Origin of the sequence: Yoonia maritima (assembly GCF_002933395.1) — a bacterium.
In the GTDB taxonomy this organism is placed as follows: Bacteria; Pseudomonadota; Alphaproteobacteria; order Rhodobacterales; family Rhodobacteraceae; genus Yoonia; species Yoonia maritima_A.
Genome location: NZ_PKFN01000008.1, coordinates 317,925 through 340,661, shown reverse-complemented (window position 1 = coordinate 340,661; position 22,737 = coordinate 317,925). Strand labels below are relative to the sequence as shown.

Below are 22,737 nucleotides of genomic sequence, written 5' to 3'. Positions count from 1 at the left end.
TGATGCCTTCCCAGCGGGACAGGCGGTATATTCCAAGGCCCATCATTGGCGCCTTGGTCTATTTGATTTGGGGTGGATGTTTCGCGGTTTCAAGTCCCCGCTAAGGACGCTAGTTAACGCTGACGAATTTCGCGCCAGTGTTATTGCGTTCACCGATTGAGATCAGGCGCTGCGTTCCGCCGGGCCGTGCAGGGCCGATTGTAGAAAAATGCGCCATCAGTTCCGATAGCGGCCCGTCAAGTGATGTACCTAGTGAAACCTTTTGGCCATCAATTTGCGCCATTGCAGATACGACCGACGCGATCCGGGTTTCGCCATTGCGCATAGTGAACACGGGCGAACCGCTTGACCCGAAATCAACGTCACAGGTCATGACAATCACGCCTGTTTGCCGCCCAAGAACGCTACAGACTTCTTGCAGGCTGGGTGCGTCTTCACGTCCGCGCCCGTACGACACGACGCCGATCTCATCGCCCGTCAGCGGGCGTGTCGCGATGAGGTAGGGGCGGATACGCGTATTTTGGATCGGACGATCGAGTTCAAGGACAGCGATATCCATCGCCACCTCTGATGGAACAAAGGCGTCGCCATTGCTGTGGTAATTAGGGTGCGGGATCGCGCGATTGATTGCGCGTGTCGCCGAAGCACGACCATCACGCAAACCTGCCCGAAACTGGAATCGTTCGCTGGCGATCGTTGATCCGTCAGCGTCATACAAACAATGTGCCGCGGTCAGGATCAGGCTTTCGCGGATGAGAGCGGCGGTGCAAAATCCTTTGCCTGCAATGTCCAATCTGCCAACGGCCTCCCAGCCTTGGCTATCTTGCCGTGTTTGCAGTGTTACCAGTTCGGTTTCGTCGGCCTGCACTGGCAATGCAGATACCAGCAAACAAACCGCAAAAGTCAAAAGTCGCCGCATGTCGTCCCTATTCTTTGGGCCAGCTTCGCCGACAGTTACGGCAGGAATATGGCATCAGCGCAGGATGGGGACTTTGACGTCAGATTTTCCGGCGCTGTCCATTGCCGGTGGTTTGGGCCCCCCGGTCGCCCAATCAAGAAGCTCAACAGTATGAACGATGGGCACATCAGTTGCGCTACCAATTTGCATCATGCACCCGATGTTCCCAGCCGCGATAATATCAGGCAAAAGCGCCTCTAGCGTGTCGACTTTACGCGTCTTGAGCTGGCCTGATATTTCAGGCTGCATGAGGTTGTATGTTCCCGCTGATCCGCAGCACAGATGGCTGTCGGCAGGTTCGAGGACCGTGTATCCTGCCTTTTTCAGCAGTTCTTTCGGATAAGTTTTGATCTGCTGGCCATGCTGCAATGAACAGGCCGCGTGATAGGCGACCTTGGTTTCTTTGTTGGTACCCATCGGCAGATCGAGCTTCATCAATACTTCGGAAACATCCATCGCGATGGCACTGACGCGGGCGGCATCATCGGCCAGTGGGTCGTTACGAAACATATGTCCATAATCTTTGACGGTGGTCCCGCAGCCCGATGTATTGATGACAATCGCATCAAGCCCATTGTCCATTTCGCGCACCCATGCCCGAATGTTTTTTGCCGCCGCTGCATGGCTTTCGTTTTCTTTGCCCATGTGGTGGGTCAAGGCACCACAACAGCCTGCACCTTCTGCAACAACTACCTCTGCGCCCAACCGCGTTAGCAATCGAATGGTTGCGTCATTGATGTCGGTGTTCAGCGCCTTTTGCGCACAGCCTGTCATCAGTGCGACACGCATCTTTTTGCCCTGTGCCGGGAAGGTCTGCGGGTCATCATTGCGGCTGACTGGTGGGATCACTTTGGGTGCCATTGCGATCATTGCGCGTAGGCGTTGATCTGGCAAGAACCGCACGAACGGACGTGTGATTTTCGCGCCAAGTAAAGCGAGCCGGAACCGGTTAGGGTAGGGAAGCACCCGTGCCAACACCCAGCGTAGCGCACGATCCGACCAAGGACGGTCGTAGTGTTCTTCGATATAGGCGCGGGCATGATCGACAAGATGCATGTAGTGCACGCCCGACGGACAGGTCGTCATGCAGGCAAGGCAAGACAAACAGCGGTCGATGTGTGTGACCGTTTTCTCATCCGGCTTGCGATTATTCTCAAGCATATCCTTGATCAGATAAATCCGACCACGGGGGCTATCTAATTCATCGCCAAGCACTTGATAGGTTGGACAGGTGGCCGTGCAAAAACCGCAGTGCACACAGGCCCGAAGGATTTCATTCGCGCGCGCAGTACCGGGATCGGTTAGCTGTTCTGGTGTGAAATGGGTCTGCATTAGGCCATTAACCCCCGGTTCAAAATGTTGCGTGGGTCAAATTTCTTGCGTAGTCCCGCGCTGATCGCTGCGAGTGGTGCCGCTTCAGGCTGGAATGTTGGGGTATCGACGTCGCCACGGATCAAAGTCGCGTGACCTTTGAAATCGCCCAACTTCGCGCGCAGGTCACCGTCGTCGGTCAACGCCCAAATCAGTCCGCCGCCCCAGTCGTACTGAACCGCCTTTGCGCCCATCCGGGCGACAAGCGCAGGTGCATCTGATGGTTTCACACTGATCCGCCAGACGTTTCCGGGTTGGTCTGCAAAGACGCTTACATCACGAATTGCCGCCCAGTCTGTTTCTTCCTCCGATGGGATTCCGAACGGTGCAAGCACATGTACAAGCTCTTTGGCGCGATAGGCAACGGAATCAACGAACCCTTCGAGCCTGAACCGGGTTTTGTCAGCTGCCGGATCGTGCGCCGCACCTGTTACTTCATACGGGGATGAAAGTGCTGCAGACATGGCATGCACAGCCTGCGCATCATCCAACCCAGTCAGCACCAGCGTCGTTTGTCTGGCCAGGTCGGGCAAGACTTTGAACGATACTTCGGTCAGTACACCCAACGTGCCATAGGATCCTGCCAATAGCTTAACCAAATCATAGCCCGTGACATTCTTCATCACACGGCCACCGTTTTTGATGATGTTCCCAGCCCCATCAACAAAGCGCACGCCAAGCAGGAAATCACGACAGGCCCCAACCGAGATACGGCGCGGGCCTGATACATTTGCAGCGACACCACCACCGATTGTAGGTTCTCCAGTCGTGCCAAGCAGTGCACGGTGATCCATCGGTTCAAACGCAAGACGCTGGTTTTCGGCGGACAGTGCTGCGTTGATTTCAGATAGTGGCGTTCCGGCCTTTGCGACAATCGTAAGCGCACCGGGTTCGTATAGGGTGATGCCGGACATAGCACTCATATCCAGAACATCGCCTGTGGCATGACCATAGCTGCGGGTGCCGCCGCCTTGGATACGCAGCGGGCCATCGGCGCCCGTGATCAATTGGGCGAGGTCTTGTTCGCTGTTGGGCTTCATTTTTAGGTCTCTTGAAATTGTTAGGCAGCGCGCCGGGCTTCGGAACTGGCAAGCGGAAAGACTTTGGCGGCATTCAGCAGCCATGCCGGGTCAAACACGTCTTTGATCGCCATTTGTGCCTCTAGATCGGGGGGATCATATTGCACCGTCATCAAGTCACGCTTTTCGATACCCACGCCATGTTCGCCCGTCAGGCAGCCGCCGACCTCGACACATAGTTTGAGGATATCGGCACCAAAGGCCTCGCAGAGTTCTAGGTCGCCGGGCTTGTTGGCGTCAAACAGGATCAGCGGGTGCATGTTTCCGTCACCTGCGTGAAAAACGTTGCCGACACCCAGCCCGTATTCAGCGGACATCTCGCCAATGCGGCGCAGCACATAGGGCAGTTGTGACACGGGGATGGTGCCGTCCAAACACATGTAGTCGTTGATCTGTCCCATCGCGCCGAACGCGGACTTGCGGCCAAGCCAAATGCGGGCGGCTTCATCAGCGGACTTTGCTTCGCGCAGTTCGACCGGGTTATGTTTGGCGGCGATCTCCATGATCAGGGCCAGCTGCGCGTCGATTTCCGCGTCTGATCCTTCGACCTCAACGATCAGCAATGCTTCGCACATGGGATAGCCTGCCTTGGCGAACGCTTCTGTGGCTTCGATACAAGGACGGTCCATGAATTCGATGGCGACGGGCAGAACGCCAGCCTTGATAATGTCAGTAACGACCTGACCCGCGACTTCGTTGCTGTCGTATCCCATCAGAACCGGGCGCGCGCCTTCGGGTTTGGGCAGGATACGCACGGTTGCTTCGGTCACGACGCCAAGCTGGCCTTCAGAGCCGCAGATCACCCCCAGCAGGTCCAACCCGCCTGCATCCAGATGTGCGCCACCGATTTCGACAATGGTGCCGTCCATCATGACCATCGTGACCCCCAGCAGGTTGTTGGTGGTCACCCCGTATTTCAAACAATGCGCACCGCCAGAATTCATCGCGATGTTGCCCGCAATAGCACAGGCGAGCTGGCTTGACGGGTCGGGCGCGTAGAAAAAGCCGTCAGTTTCGACCGCGCCGGTGACCGACAGGTTGGTGCGGCCTGTTTGGACCTTGATATAGCGATCAGGGTAGTTGGTTTCGATGACGGCGCTCATCTTGGCCACGCCAAGGATCACTGAATCGGCAGTGGGTAGCGCGCCACCTGCAAGCGATGTGCCCGACCCGCGCGGGACCACAGGCACGCCCATCTCGTGACAGATTTTCAAGACTGCTGCGACTTCTTGGGTGTTGGATGGCAGCACTGCACAAAGTGGCGGACAGCGGTAAGCGGTCAGGGCGTCACATTCATACGCACGGGTCTCGGCCTCGTCGGAAATCACTGCATTATCGGGTAAAACGGCCCGTAAGCGGCTGACTATCTGGTCTTTTCGGGACAGGACGCTGGCGTTTGGTGCTGGCATTTCCATAGGTGACCTCCATCATTGGTAAAAATATATTACCAATTTTTTCGTATAGCAAGTGGTAAGCCGACTGGCTACATATTGAAATATGACACTGATTGAACACCTGAGCCTTTTGACCCTTTGGGATTGGTGCGCTGCGGCGCTTATTGTGCTTGCTTGGTACGCTATTGGGCTGTTGATCGATAAGTCTGGCGGCAAACGCCCATCCGTGACCGTGCTTATGTCGGAACACAGGCGCACGTGGATGAAAGTGTTCGTCGAACGCACGCCACGCCTATTCGATAGCCAAATCCTAAGCAGCCTGCGGCAAAGCACATCGTTTTTTGCCTCCACCTGCCTGTTGGCGATGGGTGGCGTTCTTGCGTTGATCGGGAATACTGATCCCCTAAGCGGTGTGGCGCTTGAGGTCACGGATATGCCGGTTCCTGTCGTTGTTTGGCAGCTAAAGTTGGGCCTTGTCGTGTTGTTCCTTGCGAACGCGTTTTTGAAATTTGTCTGGGCGAACCGCGTGTTTGGTTATTGTGCTGTGGTCATGGCTGCGGTGCCAAACGACCCCAAAGACCCGGTCGCATTTCCACGCGCGGCACAGGCAGCCGAATTGAATATTCGTGCGGCAGTAAACTTTAACCGTGGGCTGCGCGCGATGTATTTCTCGCTTGCCGCGCTAGCGTGGTTGCTGGGCTCGGTTGCGTTGATCATCGCGACTGTCGTTGCCGTCTGGATTGTCTGGACACGAGAATTTGCATCGATCCCGCGCAGTATTCTGCTAAACGAAAAGATATGAAATATGTGCTGATCCCCGTTTTTGCTGCGACGACCGCTTTGGCGGATGCACCCCAAGTGCAGAATGTCATCGTAACTGGCGATAGGGTTGATGTAACCGTGCTGCATCCCGATACGGGCTGGGACCATTATGCGGATGGTTGGGAAGTTCTTGATGCCGATGGCAACCGATTAGGGTTTCGTGAACTGTTCCATCCGCACGAAAACGAACAACCCTTCACGCGATCACAAGCCGGGATCGTCACTCCCGAAGGCGCGACATCGATATTCATCCGCACGCGCTGCAACGTTGATGGTTGGTCGGATGAATTGTTCGAAGTTTTGCTTAGCGACTAACGCCGCCCCTCGCGCAGCCATGCACCTATAATCAGCACCGATGCTAGTAGCAGCCATGCCCATGCCGGCAGTATTGGCGTGATCCTGATGTCTGCCGTTTGGTATGCGCCGCGCGGTGTGATCCCGATCCAGCCGCGCCCATTTGCCGGGCGACCTGTGCGGACCGTACGTATGCTGATGTCGCCGTCCGATACCGGCATGATGCCACCACCTGTAGCTTCGACAAGAGGCGCCAAGGTTTCGCCAGTCGCGATGGTTTGTTCAAACTCGCGGGGGGCAGCGGGGCCAAGCGCGATGACGGATGTCTCTATTCCGTCATCCAAACGGTACAGCCCGATCTCAGGACCGTTCCATAGCGTTTCATACCGTCCGGGTGATACTTCTTTGAGAGTGAGGACCGTTTCAGTCCCATCGGGATGGGTAACCGTCACGTCACCAGTTTCCTCGCTCAGTGTGCGGCGAATGATGCGCATTGTCTGACCGCTTGGTTCAGCCCAAAGCGCCTCTTCCTCAAGTTCGGGTTCTTTCATCATCCAGTGGGCAAGGCGACGCAGCAGTTCCAGTTGCGGACCGCCACCTTCGAAACCGCGATCCCATAGCCAGCTATGATCCGAGGCAATCAGCGAAACGCGCCCTTCTCCGATGCGGTTCAGTGTCAGCAGCGGCCGGTCGTCTAAGCCAGACATGACCGTCGTGGCCTCTGTTGGGACAAGAACGTCAACCAAGCGGAACCAACGCCCCCAACCGGGGCCTTCACCGTCAAGATTGGGTGAGAATTCTTCTAGCCCTTCGGTCACTGGATGGCGCTGTCCGATGTCGGTGATCTGGGGCACGAACCCTTCTTCAAAGACCCGTGCGGTCGGTGCACCGGGCAGGATTTGTCCGAGCGGAGACCGATAGATGCTTTCTGCTGCGCCGTATTCAGGCCCAGATGATACCAGCACTGCGCCGCCTTGTTCAACATACTGACGGATGTTGTCGAAATAGCTGGCGGGCAAAATCCCGCGGCGGCGATAGCGGTCAAAGATGATCAAGTCAAAGTCGTGGATTTTGTCCAAGAACAATTCACGCGTCGGAAACGCGATCAGAGATAGTTCATTGACGGGAACGCCGTCTTGCTTTTCGGGTGGGCGCAGAATGGTAAAGTGAACGAGGTCGACGGTTTGGTCAGACTTCAACAGGTTCCGCCAAGTCCGTTCGCCTGCATGCGGTTCACCTGACACAAGCAAAACACGCAAACGATCACGTACACCGTTGATTTGTACGACGGCAGTGTTGTTACGCGCAGTGAGTTCGCCATCTGCCTCTGGGATCGAAAACTGTAGGACGTTCATGCCACCATGGGGCAGTTCAATTGGGATCTCGATGTCTTGGCCAATGGGGATTGGCAGGCTGATCGGCGTGTCTCCATCCACTGCAATTGATAGCACAACCGCATCAGTTGTCGGAGCAGCCCCTTGGTCGTCTACTCGCAGGGTCAACGTGACTTGTTCGCCCAGAATGGCAAAGGCGGGGGCGTGCGACACAACAAGCCGTCGATCCCAATCGTCGGGTTGGCCGGTTAGCATCAAATGCATCGGGGCGGGCAGGCGCGGTGCGCGTTCAATGTCATGAAGCCGCCCGTCACTAAGTAGAATTACACCAGCGATCCGGCCTTGTGGTTCCTCTGACAGCGCCTCGGACGTTGCGGTCATAAGGGCGGTGCCGCTGTCGCCCTCTCCATCGGCTAAACGCACGATCCGCAGTTCGGTGTTCGGATGCCGGGCGAGCTCTGCCTCGACATTCGCAATCGCGGTTGCGTTCTGGTCGGCCCGGTCAGCAATTTTCTGGCTGGCGCTTTCGTCGACAACAAGCAGGACAATGTCCGACAGTGGCGCACGGTCTTCTTGTTGCAAAGAAGGGCCCGCGATTGCGGCCAGCAAGGCAAGGCCCGCCGCTCCGCGCAGCCAACTGCCGGGCAGGCGGCGCCAAAGCGCAAATGCAAAGGCGAGCACAACCACTGCCGCCACGCCAAGAAGCATTGGCAATGGGATCAGCGGATCAAAAATCAAAGTCTCGGTCATTGTCCCAACCTATCCAGCAGGTCCGGCACATGGACTTGGTCTGATTTATAGTTCCCAGTGAGCACGTGCATGATGACATTCACGCCAAAGCGCAGTGCGATTTCGCGCTGGCGTTCACCTGCCATACCGCGCCCGACGGGTAGCATGGGGGAACCATTCGGGTTTACGGCCCAAGCAGCGGCCCAATTGTTGCCGCCGATGATGACTGGGGTAACGCCATCATTCAGATTGCGGAATGGCATGCCTTCGACTTGGGTCGCACCAATGGGGGCGGCTTCGACCCATACGTCGCGGCTTGCGTAACGGCCGGGGAAATCCTGCAAAAGATAGAAGGTACGCGTCAGCACATGGTCTGACGGGACAGGCTCAAGCGCGGGAATATCAAGTGATCGAGCGATAGCTTGCAGCTTGCGACCTTCGGGTGATCCCGATCCAAATCGCGCGGTGTCAGCGTCACGCGTATCAAACATGATCATGCCACCTGAACGCAGATAGCGGTTTAACTTGGCGTATGCATCATGTGACGGCAGCGGTTGATCTGCGGTAATCGGCCAATAAAGAAACGGAAAGAACGCGAGCTCATCGGTCTCTAAGTCGACACCGATAGGTGCTGACGGCTCGATCGAGGTGCGACGGAATAGGGTTTGCGATAGCCCCAATAGGCCCGCTTCGGCGATTTCGTCAGCTTGGGCGTTGCCGGTTATCACATGGCCCAGCACGACTTGCGACGTGGCCTGAAGCGCGAAGGCGTCATCGGTCTGTGCTTGGGCATCGGGGGCACTAAACATCATCAGCGCGAGCAATGCAGCAACGTCGGCTCTTGGGCCGCGCAGACGCCCGCCAACAGCAAGCGATACGATGACATCAAATAATAACAGCAAGATTGCGGCGCTAAGCAGCCAACCCTTTAATGCGGTCTCATGCAGTGTGGTCATACCTTCTACCGCGATGCGGGCAGGCCAGTTTGCAACGGATAAGACGGTCTCGGGGCTGATCACGTTGACAGCAAGCTGGCGGTCGTCACCCGCGTACAGGCCGGGTTGAAGCAACGGACCGGGGGCTGCGGTAGCAAGAGTCTCGCCTGCGACACCTGGTAGGGCGCTGCCATCTTCGAGCCTGCCGTATGCGTCCAGAACCTTGTTCGGCAACCATGTCGTGCCAGCAAGTTCTGTGGCGTCGGGTGTCGCGGGGCGGGTCGAGACCGCCAATCGTTCAAGCATTTGTACAAAAAGCCCTGAAAGCGGAAGCGAGGACCATTCTGCGTTTGCGGTGACGTGAACCAACACGACCTGTCCTTCGCCTGTGATTTTACGGGTGACCAGCGGCGTACCATCTGCCAGTTGCGCGATGACGCGATCTGCTAGCGTGGGATCGGGCTGCGCCATGACTTGGCTGGTGACGTTGACGTCTTCGGGGATCGAAAGGCCAAAGAAAGGGCTGTCGTTTTCAAACGGGGCCAGTGTCTTGGGTTCACCCCAGCTCATTGCGCCGCCGACAGTGCGGCCACCACTGCGTAAGCGAACGGGCAAAAGTGGGTCTTCTTGGTTGCGACCAAGATCACTCGCCGCCAGTCGCGGCCCAGCAAACCGCAGCAACATACCACCGTTTTCGACCCAATCGTGGACAGCGTCTGTTTCAGTTTCACTTAGCGTTGCAACATCTGCCAGCACGATCACGTCTGGATTGGCGAGCAAGACATCTGACAGAGTACCATCAATAAGGTCGGCAGTCGGTTCTAACGCCTCGCGCAGGTAATAGAGTGGGGAAAGCAATTCCAAACCTTCGCGGCTATCGCTTCCTGCGATCAAAGCTACCTCGCGACGTTTCAGCGCATCATCCGTCAGGCTGACTGCACCGGCAGATCGGTTTCCAGTGACCTCAAACCGTGTGATCCGGTTGCGGAGCTCGGGCGGGAGAACCATGGCTGTTTCGGCATCCGCGTCACCCGCTTCAAATGCCAACGGAACGGTGGCAAGTTGCCGTTCGACACCAGCAGGATCAAGCCCGACTGCAGTGATTTGTGTTTCATAGGCGGCACCGATAGGCGTGCGGGTTGCTGATACGATGACTTGGCCATCTTCGAACCGCGCGGGGCGTACTCCTACTGTCAGTTGGGGCGTTTGGAAAACGGTTACGGGACCTTTGGCTTCAAGGGCTTCAAGCAGCGCGTCACGCCCTTCAAAATCAACGCCGTCAGACAGCCAATAGGTTTCATAGCTGCCTTGTTGCGTGTTGAAATAATTTGCGGTGTCCTGCGGTTGCCAAGGCTTTGGTTGCAGGTTTGGCAAACGGTTTTGCCATTCGTTTGGGGCAGTAAATGGGAGCGTGTCACTCGGAAGGTCAGTCAAGGCAACAACGGCGACGCGACGATCGGCAAGCGCGGCCTCGGTCAGTAGGGCGTTCACACGGTCCATGCGGGCCTGCCAATTGGCTGCTCCGGCCCATGTGCCGTCCAATGCAATGACTAAATCGCCTTGACCTTCGCGTGCGGCCTGCGGGTTCAGTACTGGTCCGGCAAAACCGATAATCACGGCAGCTACAGCCAACAGCCGGAGCAAAAGCAACCACCAAGGCGTGCGGTCCGACTGGCTATCCTCGTCCGCAAGCCCAAGGAGCAACGCCACGCCGGGGAAACGCCGCCGGATTGGCGCAGGTGGTACGGCGCGCAGCAGTACCCATAGGATGGGTAGCGCCGCCAAAGCAACAAGAAGCCAAGGCGCGGTGAAACCTATCGGGCCTAGCGTCCACATCATAGGTCGTCCTTTTGAGTATTTTGAACAAAGCGAGGGGCAGGAGAGTGTATCATGTTCGCCGTTCCAATGCGCCATACAGCCAAAGCAGTGCAGTGGTTGCTGGTTGTCCCGTGTGATGGGTCTGGAATTGCCAACCTGTGGTCCGGGCCAAATGCGTCAACCTATCTTTACGCTCAGCCAATCGGTCGAGGTAACGCTGTTTTAGATCACCAGCTTTGTGCGTTTCATGTTCCAACGCACCAGTCATTGAGGTGAAGATGGTGCGCCCGTCAAAGGGGAAGTCTTCTTCTTGCGGATCAAGGACCTGTAATAGCGCGCCGCGCACGCCACGGTCGGCTGCGCGAAGCAGGGCTTCTTCTACGGGTGCGATGTCCCCTAGAAAGTCGCTGATAAACAGTGCGCGCGAATGCGGTAGCATGCCTTGGGTTTCTGGCGCGCCGTAATCATGGTCACTGTCTTCTGAAAGGATTTGCGCCATTTGCATGATCTGGGCTTCACCGCGACGCGGTGGCAGGCGTAACCCAGTTAGACCGACCCGTTCGCCGCCACGGATAAGCAAGATTGCGGTTGCCAGCCCAAGCATGCGGGCGCGGTTGCCCTTGGTTGGAAGATCGCCGGATTGAAAGCCCATTGATGCCGCTTGATTGACCCATAGCAAGATCGATTGCGCAATCTGCCATTCTTTGTCCTGAACGAAATTAGTGTCGGATCGGGCAGACCGTCGCCAGTCGATACTACGTGCTGCATCAGTCGGTTGCGCAGGTCGATATTGCCAAAATGTATCCCCCACACCTGCGCGCCGCCGTCCGTGGTCACCCAGCAGAACGGTGGTAGCCAGATGTTCTGCCTCGGCCAAAAGTGCGGGCAGCGACGCGGCCAAGCTTTCGGCGTCGGCGCGGAGGTTCAGCGGTGCAGTCATGCGGCGGTTGCGACCTCGGTCACTTGGCTCGCAACGGTATTGATAATATCGGCAATGCTTTCGCCACGCGCGCGCGCAGCAAAGGATAACGCCATGCGGTGTTCCAGAACGGGAACAGCCATGGCACGGACATCTTCGGCAGATGGGGCAAGCCGCCCATCAAGCAACGCTTGGGCACGTACGGTCAGCATCAGCGCCTGCGCGGCACGCGGGCCTGGGCCCCAGCTGACATTCTGGCGGATAATATCTGGTGCATCCGCATCAGGGCGACAGGCGCGGACCAGATCAAGGATTATTTCGACGATATTGTCGCCTACAGGCATACGGCGCAGTAGGGCTTGGGCATCTAGCAGCTCTTGGGCTGTGAACACTGGCGTTGCATCTGCTTCGGCCACGCCGGTCGTTGCGATCAGAATGTCGCGCTCGGTCTGGCGATCTGGATAAGGCACGTCGATTTGCACAAGGAAGCGGTCAAGCTGAGCCTCGGGCAGAGGGTAGGTGCCTTCTTGTTCAATCGGGTTTTGGGTGGCGAGTACATGAAATGGTGCCCCCAGCGGGCGGTGTTCTCCCGCGATGGTGACTTCTTTTTCCTGCATCGCCTGCAATAGCGCGGATTGTGTCCGGGGCGAGGCACGGTTGATTTCGTCGGCCATCAACAGCTGGCAGAAAATCGGCCCTTCGATAAAGCGAAAGTTGCGTGCGCCGCCTTCTGCCGTTTCTAAAACCTCGGACCCAAGAATATCCGCGGGCATAAGGTCAGGCGTAAACTGAATACGGTTGCCATTCAGACCCATCACTGTGGACAACGTGTCGACCAGACGCGTTTTCCCTAGTCCCGGCAAACCGATCAGCACGGCATGTCCACCGCAAATTAGCGAGGTCAAAGTTAGATCAACAACACGGGGCTGGCCAATGAACCGGGCAGCGATGCTGCCGCGTGCGTCTTGCAACTTTGCACCCAAGTTTTCGATTTGGGCGACAAGATCGGCGTGATCTGCCATGACTTTCCTCCGGTTGAACTATATAGGTCTATACCAACAGATAATTGACCGAACCCCAATGGCAAAATCAATGAGCACACAAAAGATTGTGACCCCGTCGGCAGAAAGCATCGCACAGAGCGCGCGCGCGGCCCAAAAAGGCGGATTACCTCCGGTTCACATGTGGAATCCGCCGCATTGCGGGCATATCGACATGCGGATCGCACGTGACGGCACCTGGTTTTATATGGGCACGCCCATTGGTCGACCTGAGCTGGTACGCTTGTTTTCGACGATTCTACGCAAAGACGGTGACGATTACGTACTGGTTACTCCGGTTGAAAAGGTCGGGATTACGGTTGACGATGCCCCATTTGTCGCTGTCGATTTTAATCATGTTGACGATAGTCTTGTGTTTGAAACGAATGTTGGTGACAGTGCAATAGCCGGCAAGGATCACCCGATACGCGTTGAGCGTGATCCAAAGACCGGCGAACCAAGTCCCTACGTACACATCCGCGCAAACCTTGAGGCCTTGATTGACCGCAAATCATTTTATCGGCTGGTTGAGATTGGCGAACATGACACCCATGCCGGTGAACAATGGTTTGGGGTAAGGTCGGGCGGTGTATTCTTTCCCATCGTTCCGGCCAGCGATTTGGATTAACGCGGCGCCAAATGCCAGATCGTTTCCGTTGCGGGTGTCGCTTTGCGCAAGCCACCGCTGACGGGGGCAGTTTGTAGTCGTTCAATCATGTAGGTTTTTTCGTACCGTGCGAACACTTCGTCGGTTGAGATCGAAAATGGCGGCCCATTCGTGGCGGACTGATCATATTCGAAGGTCACAAGTAGTTGCGGAGAAGTGGACGACAGCTCCGCAAGATGCGATGCATAATGTCCCCGCATTTGGTCTGGTAATGCAACAAAAGCGGCACGGTCGATAACTGCGTCAATTTCGCCCAATATTTCTTGGGATAGGGTAAAAATATCGCCTACGAAAATGTCTAACTGTGGTGCGCGGTAGAGTTTGTGATCAGCGCGATCCACTATCTGTGGGGTAACGTTTAGTTCCTCAAACAGTTGGGTGATTGCAAGCGCGCTAAGCTCTGCCCCGACAACGCGATGTCCCTGAGAAAGCAACCATGCGATGTCTCGGGTTTTGCCACATAGTGGGACAAAGATCCGACTATTCGTCACGAGTTGCAGCTTTGGAAAATGCGCGGCGATGAGCGCATTTTCAGTCCCTTCGTGAAACGCGATTTTATTACGTTCCCATCGCGAGTGCCAAAATTCATGTTCCATAGGCGGACCTTTCCAGCAGGGTTACCACGTATCAATGATTGTAGATGCAAAACACACGGCATGTGAATACGTAGCTAAACATTGACGTTTTACGCAAGAACACGCGATGGAGCCGTCTAGCTGGTTCACATGCTGCAAAAGAAATTAGGTATGGCAGCAGTCCGGGCCACTTAACCCTAGGAAGGCTTTACCCCCATACGTTTGTCCGTTTTTTGAAGGGCCATGCGTAAACGATACTGTTGATTTATGAGTGATTATATAAACGTCACCCATTTCGATGCGAAAGAACCCGTCAAATCATGTATCTCCAGCTGGCGTTCGTGGGGGCATCGCGTGAAATCTGTTTGCTCGGGTCAAGCGCCGGGCGCTTGTATTTCGCCCGATGGATTAAACAAATCTCCCAAATACTGGTCGATCCGCGTTTTGCTGCTGGGCCAGTCGGGTTTGGGTTGGCCGGGGTGGAAGCTTAGGTTGCCGTTGATGAATTGGGCAGTCACGTCGGGGGTGGCGATCATCCAGTCTAGATCGGGCAGTCGTTGCGCGAAGTAGGGGGCAATTGGTTCGACCACGTGATGCGTCGGCGCATACCACGCAGCAAAGCTGTGGCGCGCGCCGCCTTGCCGTAAGTCCCGAAAGCTAAGGGATTTGCGCATACGTGCTTGGGCGCGTAGAACATCGTCGTCTAATTGCCGCAACGCGATCAGGTCTGGGTCGCCGCCGTCATTCATCAATCCAGTTTCATTCCGCAACCGCCAAAGCACCGCGTAAAGTCGCGTGAACCTGTCGTCATCCCGATGCCAGACAACCGTCTGCGCCAGTGTCAAGAAGCTTTGCGGGGCCTGCACCCGACGCTTAGCCTCGGGAAGCGGGGTCGCATTGTCGAGCAGCGGCGTGAGCGTTCCTGCGAAATCCCAAAGCACCTCTTTTGGTGGGACGCCAGCGCTGATCAGTCGTTTTGCGGCATCACGCCATACAACGTCGGTTCCGATGCGGGGAAGGGGGACAGTGAACATCAAAGGACTCAGCGCTGTGGTCGTTATGCGTTCATGTTATGTTCCAATTTCGGCAAGGGCAAGTAAAGCTTTGCAATTTGCTTTAGTTAACCTGTGTGCGCGAGCTGAACTGGGGCCGTTTTCCTGTGGCTGAGGAACAGGATCGCTGGGTTGGTGATGCCATGATCGTTGATTGTTTGCGTCAAATCAGCGGCCTTGCATTGCGCGATCTTTTGCGACGGCATCTGTGCATTGGCGACGATGTCGACCTCAACAATATGGGCGAGGCCCGCTGTCGCGAGCGCGGCTTCGATCCGGTCTGCAGTGCCGACGCCCATGTAAACCGCGACGCGCCGTCCTTGCGTCAATAACCCAGCCCAATCGGGGGTGTCGTCGATATGTTCACCGCGGCCTGTGGTCAGCACCAATGTGTCGCATTGGCCGCGTTCAGTGAGGAAGCCGCCCATGGCTGCGGATGCCGCACTTGCCGCTGTGACGCCGGGCACGATTTCGAACGGGATGCCTGCGGCGGTCAGGGCGTCTGCTTCTTCTGCGCCGCGTGCGAATACGCCGGGGTCGCCACATTTCAGGCGTACAACCCGTTGACCTTGGCGCGCCGCTGCAACCAGCAATCCGCTGATTTTATCTTGTGGCCAGCTGTGGGCACCGGGGGCCTTACCGACATAAACGCGTTCCGCGTCGCGGCGTGCGAGGTCTAGGATTTCGGGGTCAATCAGCCGGTCATAAAAGATGATGTCGGCCTCTTGCAGGCGTTGGACACCACGCAATGTGATCAGGTCTTTTGAGCCCGGACCCGCCCCCACAAGGGCCACTGGTGCGGGACCAGCTTGCCCAAATTCGGCTGTTGCGATTGCGTCTTTGATCAGTTGCGCTGCTTCGCGTTCTGCGCCGCGTTTGTGTGCATCGCGGGCAGGGCCGTTAAACACCCAGCGCCACAGGTCGCGGCGTTGACGCGGCTGAAGCCGCATTGCGGCACTGTCACGCAATCGACCAACGACCGCAGCCAGATCACCAAGTCGAGGCTCGAGCAGTTCTTCCATACGCGTTTTGATTTGCCGGGCCAGCACGGGTGCTGTGCCTTCGGTGCCGATCGCGACAACAACGGGCGAACGGTCTACAATAGACGGAGTGATGGCGTCGCATAGGTCTGGGCGGTCCACGACGTTCACGGTCGCGCCTGCGTCCTTGGCCAACGCATGAAGCGCCGAGTCGATGCCGGGGCAGCCGGTTGCGATAAAAACCAGCGCGGTGTCTGTAAAATGTTGTGCCGTGATGGGCGTGTCATCCCATGCGATCTTTCCGGCGGTATGCAGGTCCGCCAGTTCAGGGTCTAGCGACGGTGCGAGGATGGTGATCTGTGCTTCTGTCTTCAGGATCAATCGGCATTTTTGTGCGGCCTGTTCGCCACCGCCTGCAATCACGACACGGCGACCTGCCATGGTTAGGAACATTGGAAAGGTTTTCATGCAGATATCCTTTGCTGGCTATGCCGCTCTGCCCATAGGGCGGCGGCCATCGCGTCGGCTTGTTCAACTGTGTCAGCGGCACCCAAGGTCCACAGGGCGATCCCTGTCGTGCCGATAACTGTGGCTTCGGCAAAGGCATCGGTTTGCGTGCCTGCCCAGATTTGGGTGGCGTCCACTTGGGCTTCGGGTTCGTTCATGCGGCGCGTGTCGTCGCGAAGCGCAAAGGCTTCGGTCTGGTGATGTTCACCATTGCGCAGGCCAAAGATTTGGATGCCCTTGGCAGGGTTGCGTTCAAATTCACCGCCGCCGCCTTTGATCACCGTAAGGTCAGATTGATCCAATAGCGCAGCGGCCTGCGCCTGCAGCCCGCGATAAGACGGGTGGAACACGCCCTGAACCGTTGCGCGGGCGCTGGTCGGGTTCCACATGCGCAGCACGGTGTTGATGCAAGACCGCAGGCCAAAGGTATCGCGAAGCCGCAAGACATCGAATGCCTCTGGCGCGTGGGTTTCAACGGGCAGATAGGTGATTGGCGCGTCGCTGGCATCAAACGGGATGTCAAGCACACCAAGCGCATCGCGCACAGACGCGCCTGTGCTTTGATGAGAGTTCCAGCCGTGCATGACCACGCGGTAGCCTGCCTGCGCAACCAATTTCGCCGACAGCAAGAATAGGGGCGCACCGCGTGTGCGGCCCGCTGCATAAGACGGCCAGTCCAAATCGGCGGACATTGGCGCCGGTGATTTGGCGCGTAGGGCTTGTGTGAAACCTGCGATTTCTTCAGGTATTTCCCCCCGGAAACGCAGGACCATCAAAAAGGCACCTAATGCCTCTGGCTCTGCCTTGCCGTCCAAGATGACTTGCATGGCATTCGCCGCTTCGTCCTGTGTCAGAGGGCGGGCGCGGCCAGCGCCGCGAGCTACTGTTTGGACGAAGGGAGTGAGGGTCATTCAGCGGCCACCGGGATTTGGAATTGCGCGATCAGGGCCGCCAATTCGGGTTTGCAGGACCCGCAGTTGGTGCCAGCGCAAGTTGCTTCGCCCAATGCGGCGACGCTCATGGCACCTTGGCCAATCGCGTCTCGCAATGTGTTTACGCCGACATTGAAGCAGGCGCAAACGGTGGCACCGGGGTCTGGCATGTCTGCTGCTGTTCGACCGGCAAGCGCCGCAAGGCTTGCAACCCCTGATCCAATCAGCGTTGCCGCATGCTGACGGGCGACAACAACGGGGGTGGTGCTCGCAAAGAACAGGGCGCTGATTTGATCATCTTCGATGATTGCAACGCGGACATCGCCAGTTGTGGCGTCATGCATAATGGCCGCGCTACCTGCCTTTGTTCCAGTAATATTGCGCGCCTCATGCTCCCAGTCGCTGGGGGCTTTCATACCCGCAAATTCTGCCTGCCAACCTGTGCTTGTCTTGGCGATGGCATGGTAGGGGCGGCTGGGCTGCATTTGTGCTGCGCTGACCGCAAAACCGTACCAAGCAACGGCGCATTTGCTGGCATCAACTTGTGCGCTTTTCGTGGCGGGTTGGCCCGAGATAGGGTCAACGCCAGTTTCGACCGCGCTATTGACGATACCCGCGGCAGACAGTTGGCGTGTCCAATGCAGTGGCGCGAATAGGTTTCCGGGCGTGACCTTATCGCTGATCAGTGCGCGAAAGATACCTTTGCCCTTTGGACCATAAAGCGTGATCAGTTCTGCAGTATCAACGCCAATTGCATCAGCATCATCGGGATGGATTTCGACATAAGGCTCTGCCAAATGCGCGCCAAGCCGCTGCGATTTGCCAGTACGGGTCATCGTATGCCACTGGTCGCGATTGCGGCCAGTGTTTAGGCGAAATTTACCAGTGCTGAGTTCTGGCGCGGTAGCCGCAATCATGCGTGCCTTGCCGTCCGGGTGATAAAACGCACCATCTGCAAAGAACCGGGTTTGCTTGCCAACGGGCCATTGGGTTGGCGCAAGGCTGTCATAGTCCGCATCAGTTAGCGCTGTTAGATCAAGGTCTTTGCCAAATTGTTGGCTTAGCGCTGTTGTGGCTGCATATTCAGCGAAGATATCGCCAGCGGTTTCATAGCCGAACCCTTCAAAGCCCATACGCTCGGCCACGTCACAGATGATTTTCCAATCGGGGCGCGCCGCACCGGGGGTAGGTAGAAAGGCGCGTTGGCGTGAAATGCGGCGTTCAGAGTTCGTGACGGTTCCGTTCTTTTCGCCCCAACCAGTGGCGGGCAGCAATACATCAGCCAAGTCGCCGGTATCCGTCCGCGCCATGATGTCGGTGACAACCGTGAACGGCACGTTGCTGATCGCCTCTGCCACGCCATCTGCATCAGGAAGGCTAACAGCGGGGTTCGTAGAAATGATCCACAGCGCCTTGATCGTGCCATCGGCGCAGGCCTTGAACAGGTCGACCGCTTTTAACCCCGGCTTGGTGCAGATGGTCGGGCTGTTCCACGCGGCCTGAATGGCATCGCGGTGGTCGGCGTTTTCAATATCAAGGTGATTGGCGAGCATATTGGCCAGTCCGCCTACCTCACGGCCGCCCATCGCGTTGGGTTGTCCGGTGACGGAAAACGGGCCCATGCCGGGTTTGCCGATGCGCCCCGTGGCAAGGTGGCAGTTGATGATCGCGTTGACCTTATCTGTCCCCGACATCGACTGATTAACGCCTTGCGAGTAGATCGTGACTGTCTTTTCTGTACCAGCCCACATCGCGTAAAACTGGGTGATTTCATCGGGGGTTAACCCGCTTGCGGCAGGATCGTCCGCAGTTGCGCTTTCTAGCGCAAGATCAAAGCCGTTGACGTGGGCATTGATGTAATCGCTATTAAGCTTCCCACTATTAGCCAGATGGCTAAGTAACCCGTTGAACAAGGCAACGTCACCGTCGCCTTTGATCTGCAGATGAAGGTCGGCCAAATCGCTTGTTGCAGTAATGCGTGGGTCGATGTTGACGACGCGCATTTCCGGGCGTGCGGCCTTTGCTGCTGCAATGCGTTGATACAGGACCGGATGGCACCACGCGAGGTTGGAACCAACAAGAACGATCAGGTCCGCTTCTTCTAGGTCTTCGTAAGTACCGGGAACCGTGTCAGTGCCAAAAGCGCGTTTATGTCCGGCAACAGAGGATGCCATGCAAAGGCGGGAATTCGTGTCGATATTGGCCGACCCGATGTAGCCCTTCATCAGCTTGTTGGCGACATAATAATCTTCGGTCAGCAACTGCCCTGACACATAAAAGGCAACGCTGTCTGGACCATAATCGCGGATTGCTGCGCTGAACTTTGTCGCGACCAGATCGAGTGCATCGTTCCAACCCGCTTCACGGCCAAGGATCTGCGGTGCGAGAAGACGACCATCGAGATCGATGGTCTCGCCGAGCGCCGACCCTTTGGAACACAGCCTGCCAAAGTTGGCGGGGTGATCAGGGTCACCCTTGATTGTGCCGTCGGGCTGCGCAAGCACGCCACAGCCCACCCCACAATAGGGGCAGGTTGTTTTTACGCATGTCATTCTGCGGCCACCCGTCCGGCAATCGCAGCGCTTGATAACAGCAGTCGCCCACCTTCGACCTTCATCTCATAGGTGCCAACACAGCCTTCGTCCGCGCCTTGGGCTTCGCCTGTTGCCAGATCGAACACCCAGTTGCGCATTGGGTCAGTGACCTTTTCGCCGTGCTGGATACCGTTTGATAGTGGGCCTGCTTTTCCTTCAAGGTATTCGTCCACCGCGTAGAAGTGGCCGGATGCTGTGTGAAATACTGCGATGTCGCCATGCGCTGTACGAACGATACGTGCGCCTTGGACGGGAATGTCAGTTACGCTTCCGATGTCGATGAAATCAGTCATTCTGCAGCTACCTTTGTAAAGTCAGCGAGCGGGGTAAATTCGTGTGAATCCACACCTTTGCGCGCGCGTTCTGCCCATGGGTCAACTTGGTAGAATTTCTGCGAATAGCGGAACCGTTCCGCAAGCGCCGCACGATTTTCTAGGTCGTCTGCGACTTGTTCTTTCACCCAATCAAGACCAACTTTCGCGATCCATTTATATGGGCGGTGCAAGTACTGTGCACCTTCACGGTACAGCTGATAGAAGGCGGATGATACTTCGATTGCTTCTTCTTCGGTCGCGACGGTGACCAACAGTTCTGCTTCTAAAAGGTCCAAACCGGCAGCACCACCGACAAGAATTTGGTAACCACTATCGACGCAGATAATCCCCAAATCCTTACAGGTGCTTTCGGCGCAGTTGCGTGGGCAGCCTGACACGGCAAGTTTGAACTTATGCGGCGACCAAGCACCCCACATCTCGGATTCGATCTTGATACCGAGGCCCGTGGAATCTTGGGTGCCAAAGCGGCAGTGGTCACTCCCGACACATGTTTTCACTGTGCGCAGACCTTTGGCATAGGCTTGGCCGGACATCATGCCTGCCTCGCCCAAATCATACCAAATTGCTGGCAGGTCTTCTTTTTTGACGCCCAGAAGGTCAATGCGCTGGCCGCCAGTGACCTTCACTGTTGGGACCTTGAATTTATCGGCAACGTCGGCGATGGCGCGCAATTCTTTAGGTGTTGTAATCCCGCCAAGCATCCGAGGCACAACAGAGTAGGTGCCGTCTTTTTGGATGTTGGCGTGGACGCGTTCGTTGATGAAACGTGATTTGCCGTCATCGACTTCTTCGCCGGGCCATGCGCAGACCAGATAATAGTTCAGCGCGGGACGGCAAACGTGACAGCCGCCGGGGGATTTCCAGTCCAGGTCCTGCATAACATGCGGGATGGATTTCAATTCTTTGGCGATGATCAGCTTGCGCACGTCGTCGTGGGATAGGTCAGAGCACTTACATATCGTCTCTTTCTCGGGCATCTTGAATTCGTCGCCCAATGTCACGCCCAACACCTGGGTGACTAAGCCAACACATGACCCGCACGATGATCCCGCTTTGGATGTTGCCTTTACCGCGTCAAGTGTATCGGCACCGCCGTTGATTGCAGCGATGATTTGACCTTTGGAAATGCCGTTACACCCACAGATTTCCGCGTCATCTGGTAAGGCTGCAACGGCTGCTAACGGGTCCATGGGGGTTCCCCCCTGATAGGCTGGTCCAAAGATCAGCGTATCGCGCATGTCGGACACATCCGTTGCTTCTTTGATTAGTCCAAAGAACCAGTTGCTGTCGGCGGTGTCGCCGTACATGACCGCACCGATCACTTTGTTCGATTGCAGTACAAGGCGGCGGTAAACGCCACGTGCAGGGTCACGGAACACAATGTCTTCGCGGTCTTCGCCTTCGGCAAAGTCACCAGCGCTGAACAGATCACAGCCTGTTACTTTCAGCTTGGTCGAAATCTCGCGCTGAACGAACGTCGCGGGTTTATCAAGTAGCGTTTTAGCCGCAACTTTAGCTTGGTCATAAAGCGGGGCAACCAGACCAAAAATGGCACCGTCATGTTCGACACATTCACCAACCGCAAGAATATCAGCGTCAGACGTCAGCATTTGGTCGTCCACGTGGATGCCTTTGCCGACAGCCAAGCCGATATCTTGGGCGAGCTTCACATTTGGACGGATTCCGACTGCCATTACCAACAGATCGCATGGCAGTTCAGTGCCATCGTCCAATTGCAGCGCACGTACTTTGCCGTTTTCACCAAGGATTTGTTTGGAGTTCGCCTGACAACGGACAGTGATGCCTTTGTCCACGAGCGCCTTGCGCAGTAGGTAACCTGCGGCTTCGTCCAGCTGACGTTCCATCAGGTGGCCCATGATGTGCACCACGGTCACATCGACGCCACGCGCGGCCATGCCCGCTGCGGCCTCTAGCCCAAGCAAACCACCACCGATGACGACGACCTTGTTGGTTTCGTTCATCGACATCATCAATTCGGTGTCTTCAAGATCACGGTAAGCAATGACGCCTTCCAGATCGTGACCGGGCATTGGGATGATGAATGGGTTCGAACCTGTGCCGAACATCAGCTTGTCATAGGGTAGCTCATCGCCGTTCTCTGCTATCACAACCTTGCGCGCGCGGTCGACACTCGCGACGCGTTCGCCAAAGCGGCAGGTGACGCCGTTCTCTTCGTACCATTCGGCGGAATGGGTGACGATTTCTTCGTATGTCTTTTCGCCCGATAGGACAGGGGACAACATAATCCGGTTATAGTTACCGCGTGGTTCTGCGTTGAACAGGGTCACGTCATAGGCGTTCGGGTCAGCCTCGATTAGTTGTTCCAGCGCGCGGCCAGTAGCCATGCCAGCCCCGATTATGATTAATTTCTGAGTCATGGT

General features: G+C 56.6%; 18 protein-coding genes. 3 read left to right on the top strand and 15 right to left on the bottom strand.

Annotated features, from left to right (window positions below; genetic code table 11):
- Window positions 1–109: 109 nt before the first annotated feature.
- From CYQ09_RS08190 to CYQ09_RS08175, 4 genes are read right to left on the bottom strand one after another with little or no spacing between them, the layout of a single operon-like run.
- Entirely contained in the window at window positions 110–919 is an 810-nt protein-coding gene (locus CYQ09_RS08190; RefSeq protein ID WP_106744925.1) for a trypsin-like serine peptidase, read from the bottom strand.
- A gap of 54 nt (window positions 920–973) precedes the next feature.
- Window positions 974–2,290 (bottom strand): glycolate oxidase subunit GlcF, encoded by a 1,317-nt coding sequence (gene glcF, locus CYQ09_RS08185; RefSeq protein WP_106744924.1) that lies wholly within the window; start codon window positions 2,288–2,290, stop codon window positions 974–976.
- Window positions 2,290–3,369, bottom strand: coding sequence for an FAD-binding protein (locus tag CYQ09_RS08180; RefSeq protein WP_106744923.1), 1,080 nt, complete (start codon window positions 3,367–3,369; stop codon window positions 2,290–2,292). The genes glcF and CYQ09_RS08180 overlap by 1 nt, the downstream gene beginning before the upstream one ends.
- Window positions 3,370–3,389: 20 nt before the next feature.
- Window positions 3,390–4,823, bottom strand: a complete 1,434-nt coding sequence (locus CYQ09_RS08175; RefSeq protein WP_106744922.1) for an FAD-linked oxidase C-terminal domain-containing protein — start codon at window positions 4,821–4,823, stop codon at window positions 3,390–3,392.
- 82 nt (window positions 4,824–4,905) lie between these two features.
- Between CYQ09_RS08175 and CYQ09_RS08170 the strand changes: the two genes are divergently transcribed.
- The gene (locus CYQ09_RS08170) at window positions 4,906–5,604 is read left to right on the top strand and encodes a DUF599 domain-containing protein (RefSeq protein ID WP_106744921.1); all 699 of its coding nucleotides are present in this window, start codon (window positions 4,906–4,908) and stop codon (window positions 5,602–5,604) included.
- The gene (locus CYQ09_RS08165; RefSeq protein WP_106744920.1) at window positions 5,601–5,939 is read left to right on the top strand and encodes a hypothetical protein; all 339 of its coding nucleotides are present in this window, start codon (window positions 5,601–5,603) and stop codon (window positions 5,937–5,939) included. Before CYQ09_RS08170 ends, CYQ09_RS08165 begins: the two co-directional genes overlap by 4 nt.
- Here the strand turns inward: CYQ09_RS08165 and CYQ09_RS08160 are convergent.
- The 4 genes from CYQ09_RS08160 to CYQ09_RS08145 are packed head-to-tail and all read right to left on the bottom strand — an operon-like array spanning window position 5,936 to window position 12,675.
- A complete protein-coding gene (locus tag CYQ09_RS08160; RefSeq protein WP_106744919.1) occupies window positions 5,936–8,002 on the bottom strand; it encodes a hypothetical protein in 2,067 nt (688 codons plus the stop codon). The genes CYQ09_RS08165 and CYQ09_RS08160 overlap by 4 nt on opposite strands.
- Window positions 7,999–10,752: a DUF4159 domain-containing protein gene (locus tag CYQ09_RS08155; RefSeq protein ID WP_106745459.1), complete on the bottom strand. Its 2,754-nt coding sequence runs from the start codon at window positions 10,750–10,752 to the stop codon at window positions 7,999–8,001. The genes CYQ09_RS08160 and CYQ09_RS08155 overlap by 4 nt, the downstream gene beginning before the upstream one ends.
- 52 nt (window positions 10,753–10,804) lie before the next feature.
- Entirely contained in the window at window positions 10,805–11,674 is an 870-nt protein-coding gene (locus tag CYQ09_RS08150) for a DUF58 domain-containing protein (protein ID WP_106744918.1), read from the bottom strand.
- Entirely contained in the window at window positions 11,671–12,675 is a 1,005-nt protein-coding gene (locus tag CYQ09_RS08145; RefSeq protein WP_106744917.1) for an AAA family ATPase, read from the bottom strand. The genes CYQ09_RS08150 and CYQ09_RS08145 overlap by 4 nt, the downstream gene beginning before the upstream one ends.
- A gap of 70 nt (window positions 12,676–12,745) precedes the next feature.
- On the opposite strand from CYQ09_RS08145, the gene CYQ09_RS08140 reads away from it, so the two are divergent.
- A complete protein-coding gene (locus CYQ09_RS08140; protein ID WP_106745458.1) occupies window positions 12,746–13,321 on the top strand; it encodes a DUF1285 domain-containing protein in 576 nt (191 codons plus the stop codon).
- On the opposite strand, the gene tmpT is transcribed toward CYQ09_RS08140, so the two are convergent.
- The 7 genes from tmpT to nirB all read right to left on the bottom strand — a co-directional run bounded on the left by tmpT (window position 13,318) and on the right by nirB (window position 22,734).
- Window positions 13,318–13,956: a thiopurine S-methyltransferase gene (gene tmpT, locus CYQ09_RS08135; protein ID WP_106744916.1), complete on the bottom strand. Its 639-nt coding sequence runs from the start codon at window positions 13,954–13,956 to the stop codon at window positions 13,318–13,320. The genes CYQ09_RS08140 and tmpT overlap by 4 nt on opposite strands.
- Before the next feature lie 353 nt (window positions 13,957–14,309).
- Window positions 14,310–14,969 (bottom strand): DUF4130 domain-containing protein, encoded by a 660-nt coding sequence (locus tag CYQ09_RS08130; RefSeq protein ID WP_106744915.1) that lies wholly within the window; start codon window positions 14,967–14,969, stop codon window positions 14,310–14,312.
- Window positions 14,970–15,055: 86 nt separating this feature from the next.
- Entirely contained in the window at window positions 15,056–16,435 is a 1,380-nt protein-coding gene (cysG, locus tag CYQ09_RS08125) for a siroheme synthase CysG (protein ID WP_106744914.1), read from the bottom strand.
- Window positions 16,432–17,385 (bottom strand): glycosyl transferase family protein, encoded by a 954-nt coding sequence (locus tag CYQ09_RS08120; RefSeq protein ID WP_106744913.1) that lies wholly within the window; start codon window positions 17,383–17,385, stop codon window positions 16,432–16,434. Before CYQ09_RS08120 ends, cysG begins: the two co-directional genes overlap by 4 nt.
- Window positions 17,382–19,958 carry a nitrate reductase gene (locus CYQ09_RS08115; RefSeq protein WP_106744912.1) on the bottom strand — a complete coding sequence of 859 codons (2,577 nt, stop codon included), beginning with the start codon at window positions 19,956–19,958 and terminating at the stop codon, window positions 17,382–17,384. Before CYQ09_RS08115 ends, CYQ09_RS08120 begins: the two co-directional genes overlap by 4 nt.
- A complete protein-coding gene (locus CYQ09_RS08110) occupies window positions 19,955–20,293 on the bottom strand; it encodes a nitrite reductase (NAD(P)H) small subunit (protein ID WP_106744911.1) in 339 nt (112 codons plus the stop codon). Before CYQ09_RS08110 ends, CYQ09_RS08115 begins: the two co-directional genes overlap by 4 nt.
- Entirely contained in the window at window positions 20,290–22,734 is a 2,445-nt protein-coding gene (gene nirB, locus CYQ09_RS08105; RefSeq protein ID WP_106744910.1) for a nitrite reductase large subunit NirB, read from the bottom strand. Before nirB ends, CYQ09_RS08110 begins: the two co-directional genes overlap by 4 nt.
- Window positions 22,735–22,737 lie beyond the last annotated feature (3 nt).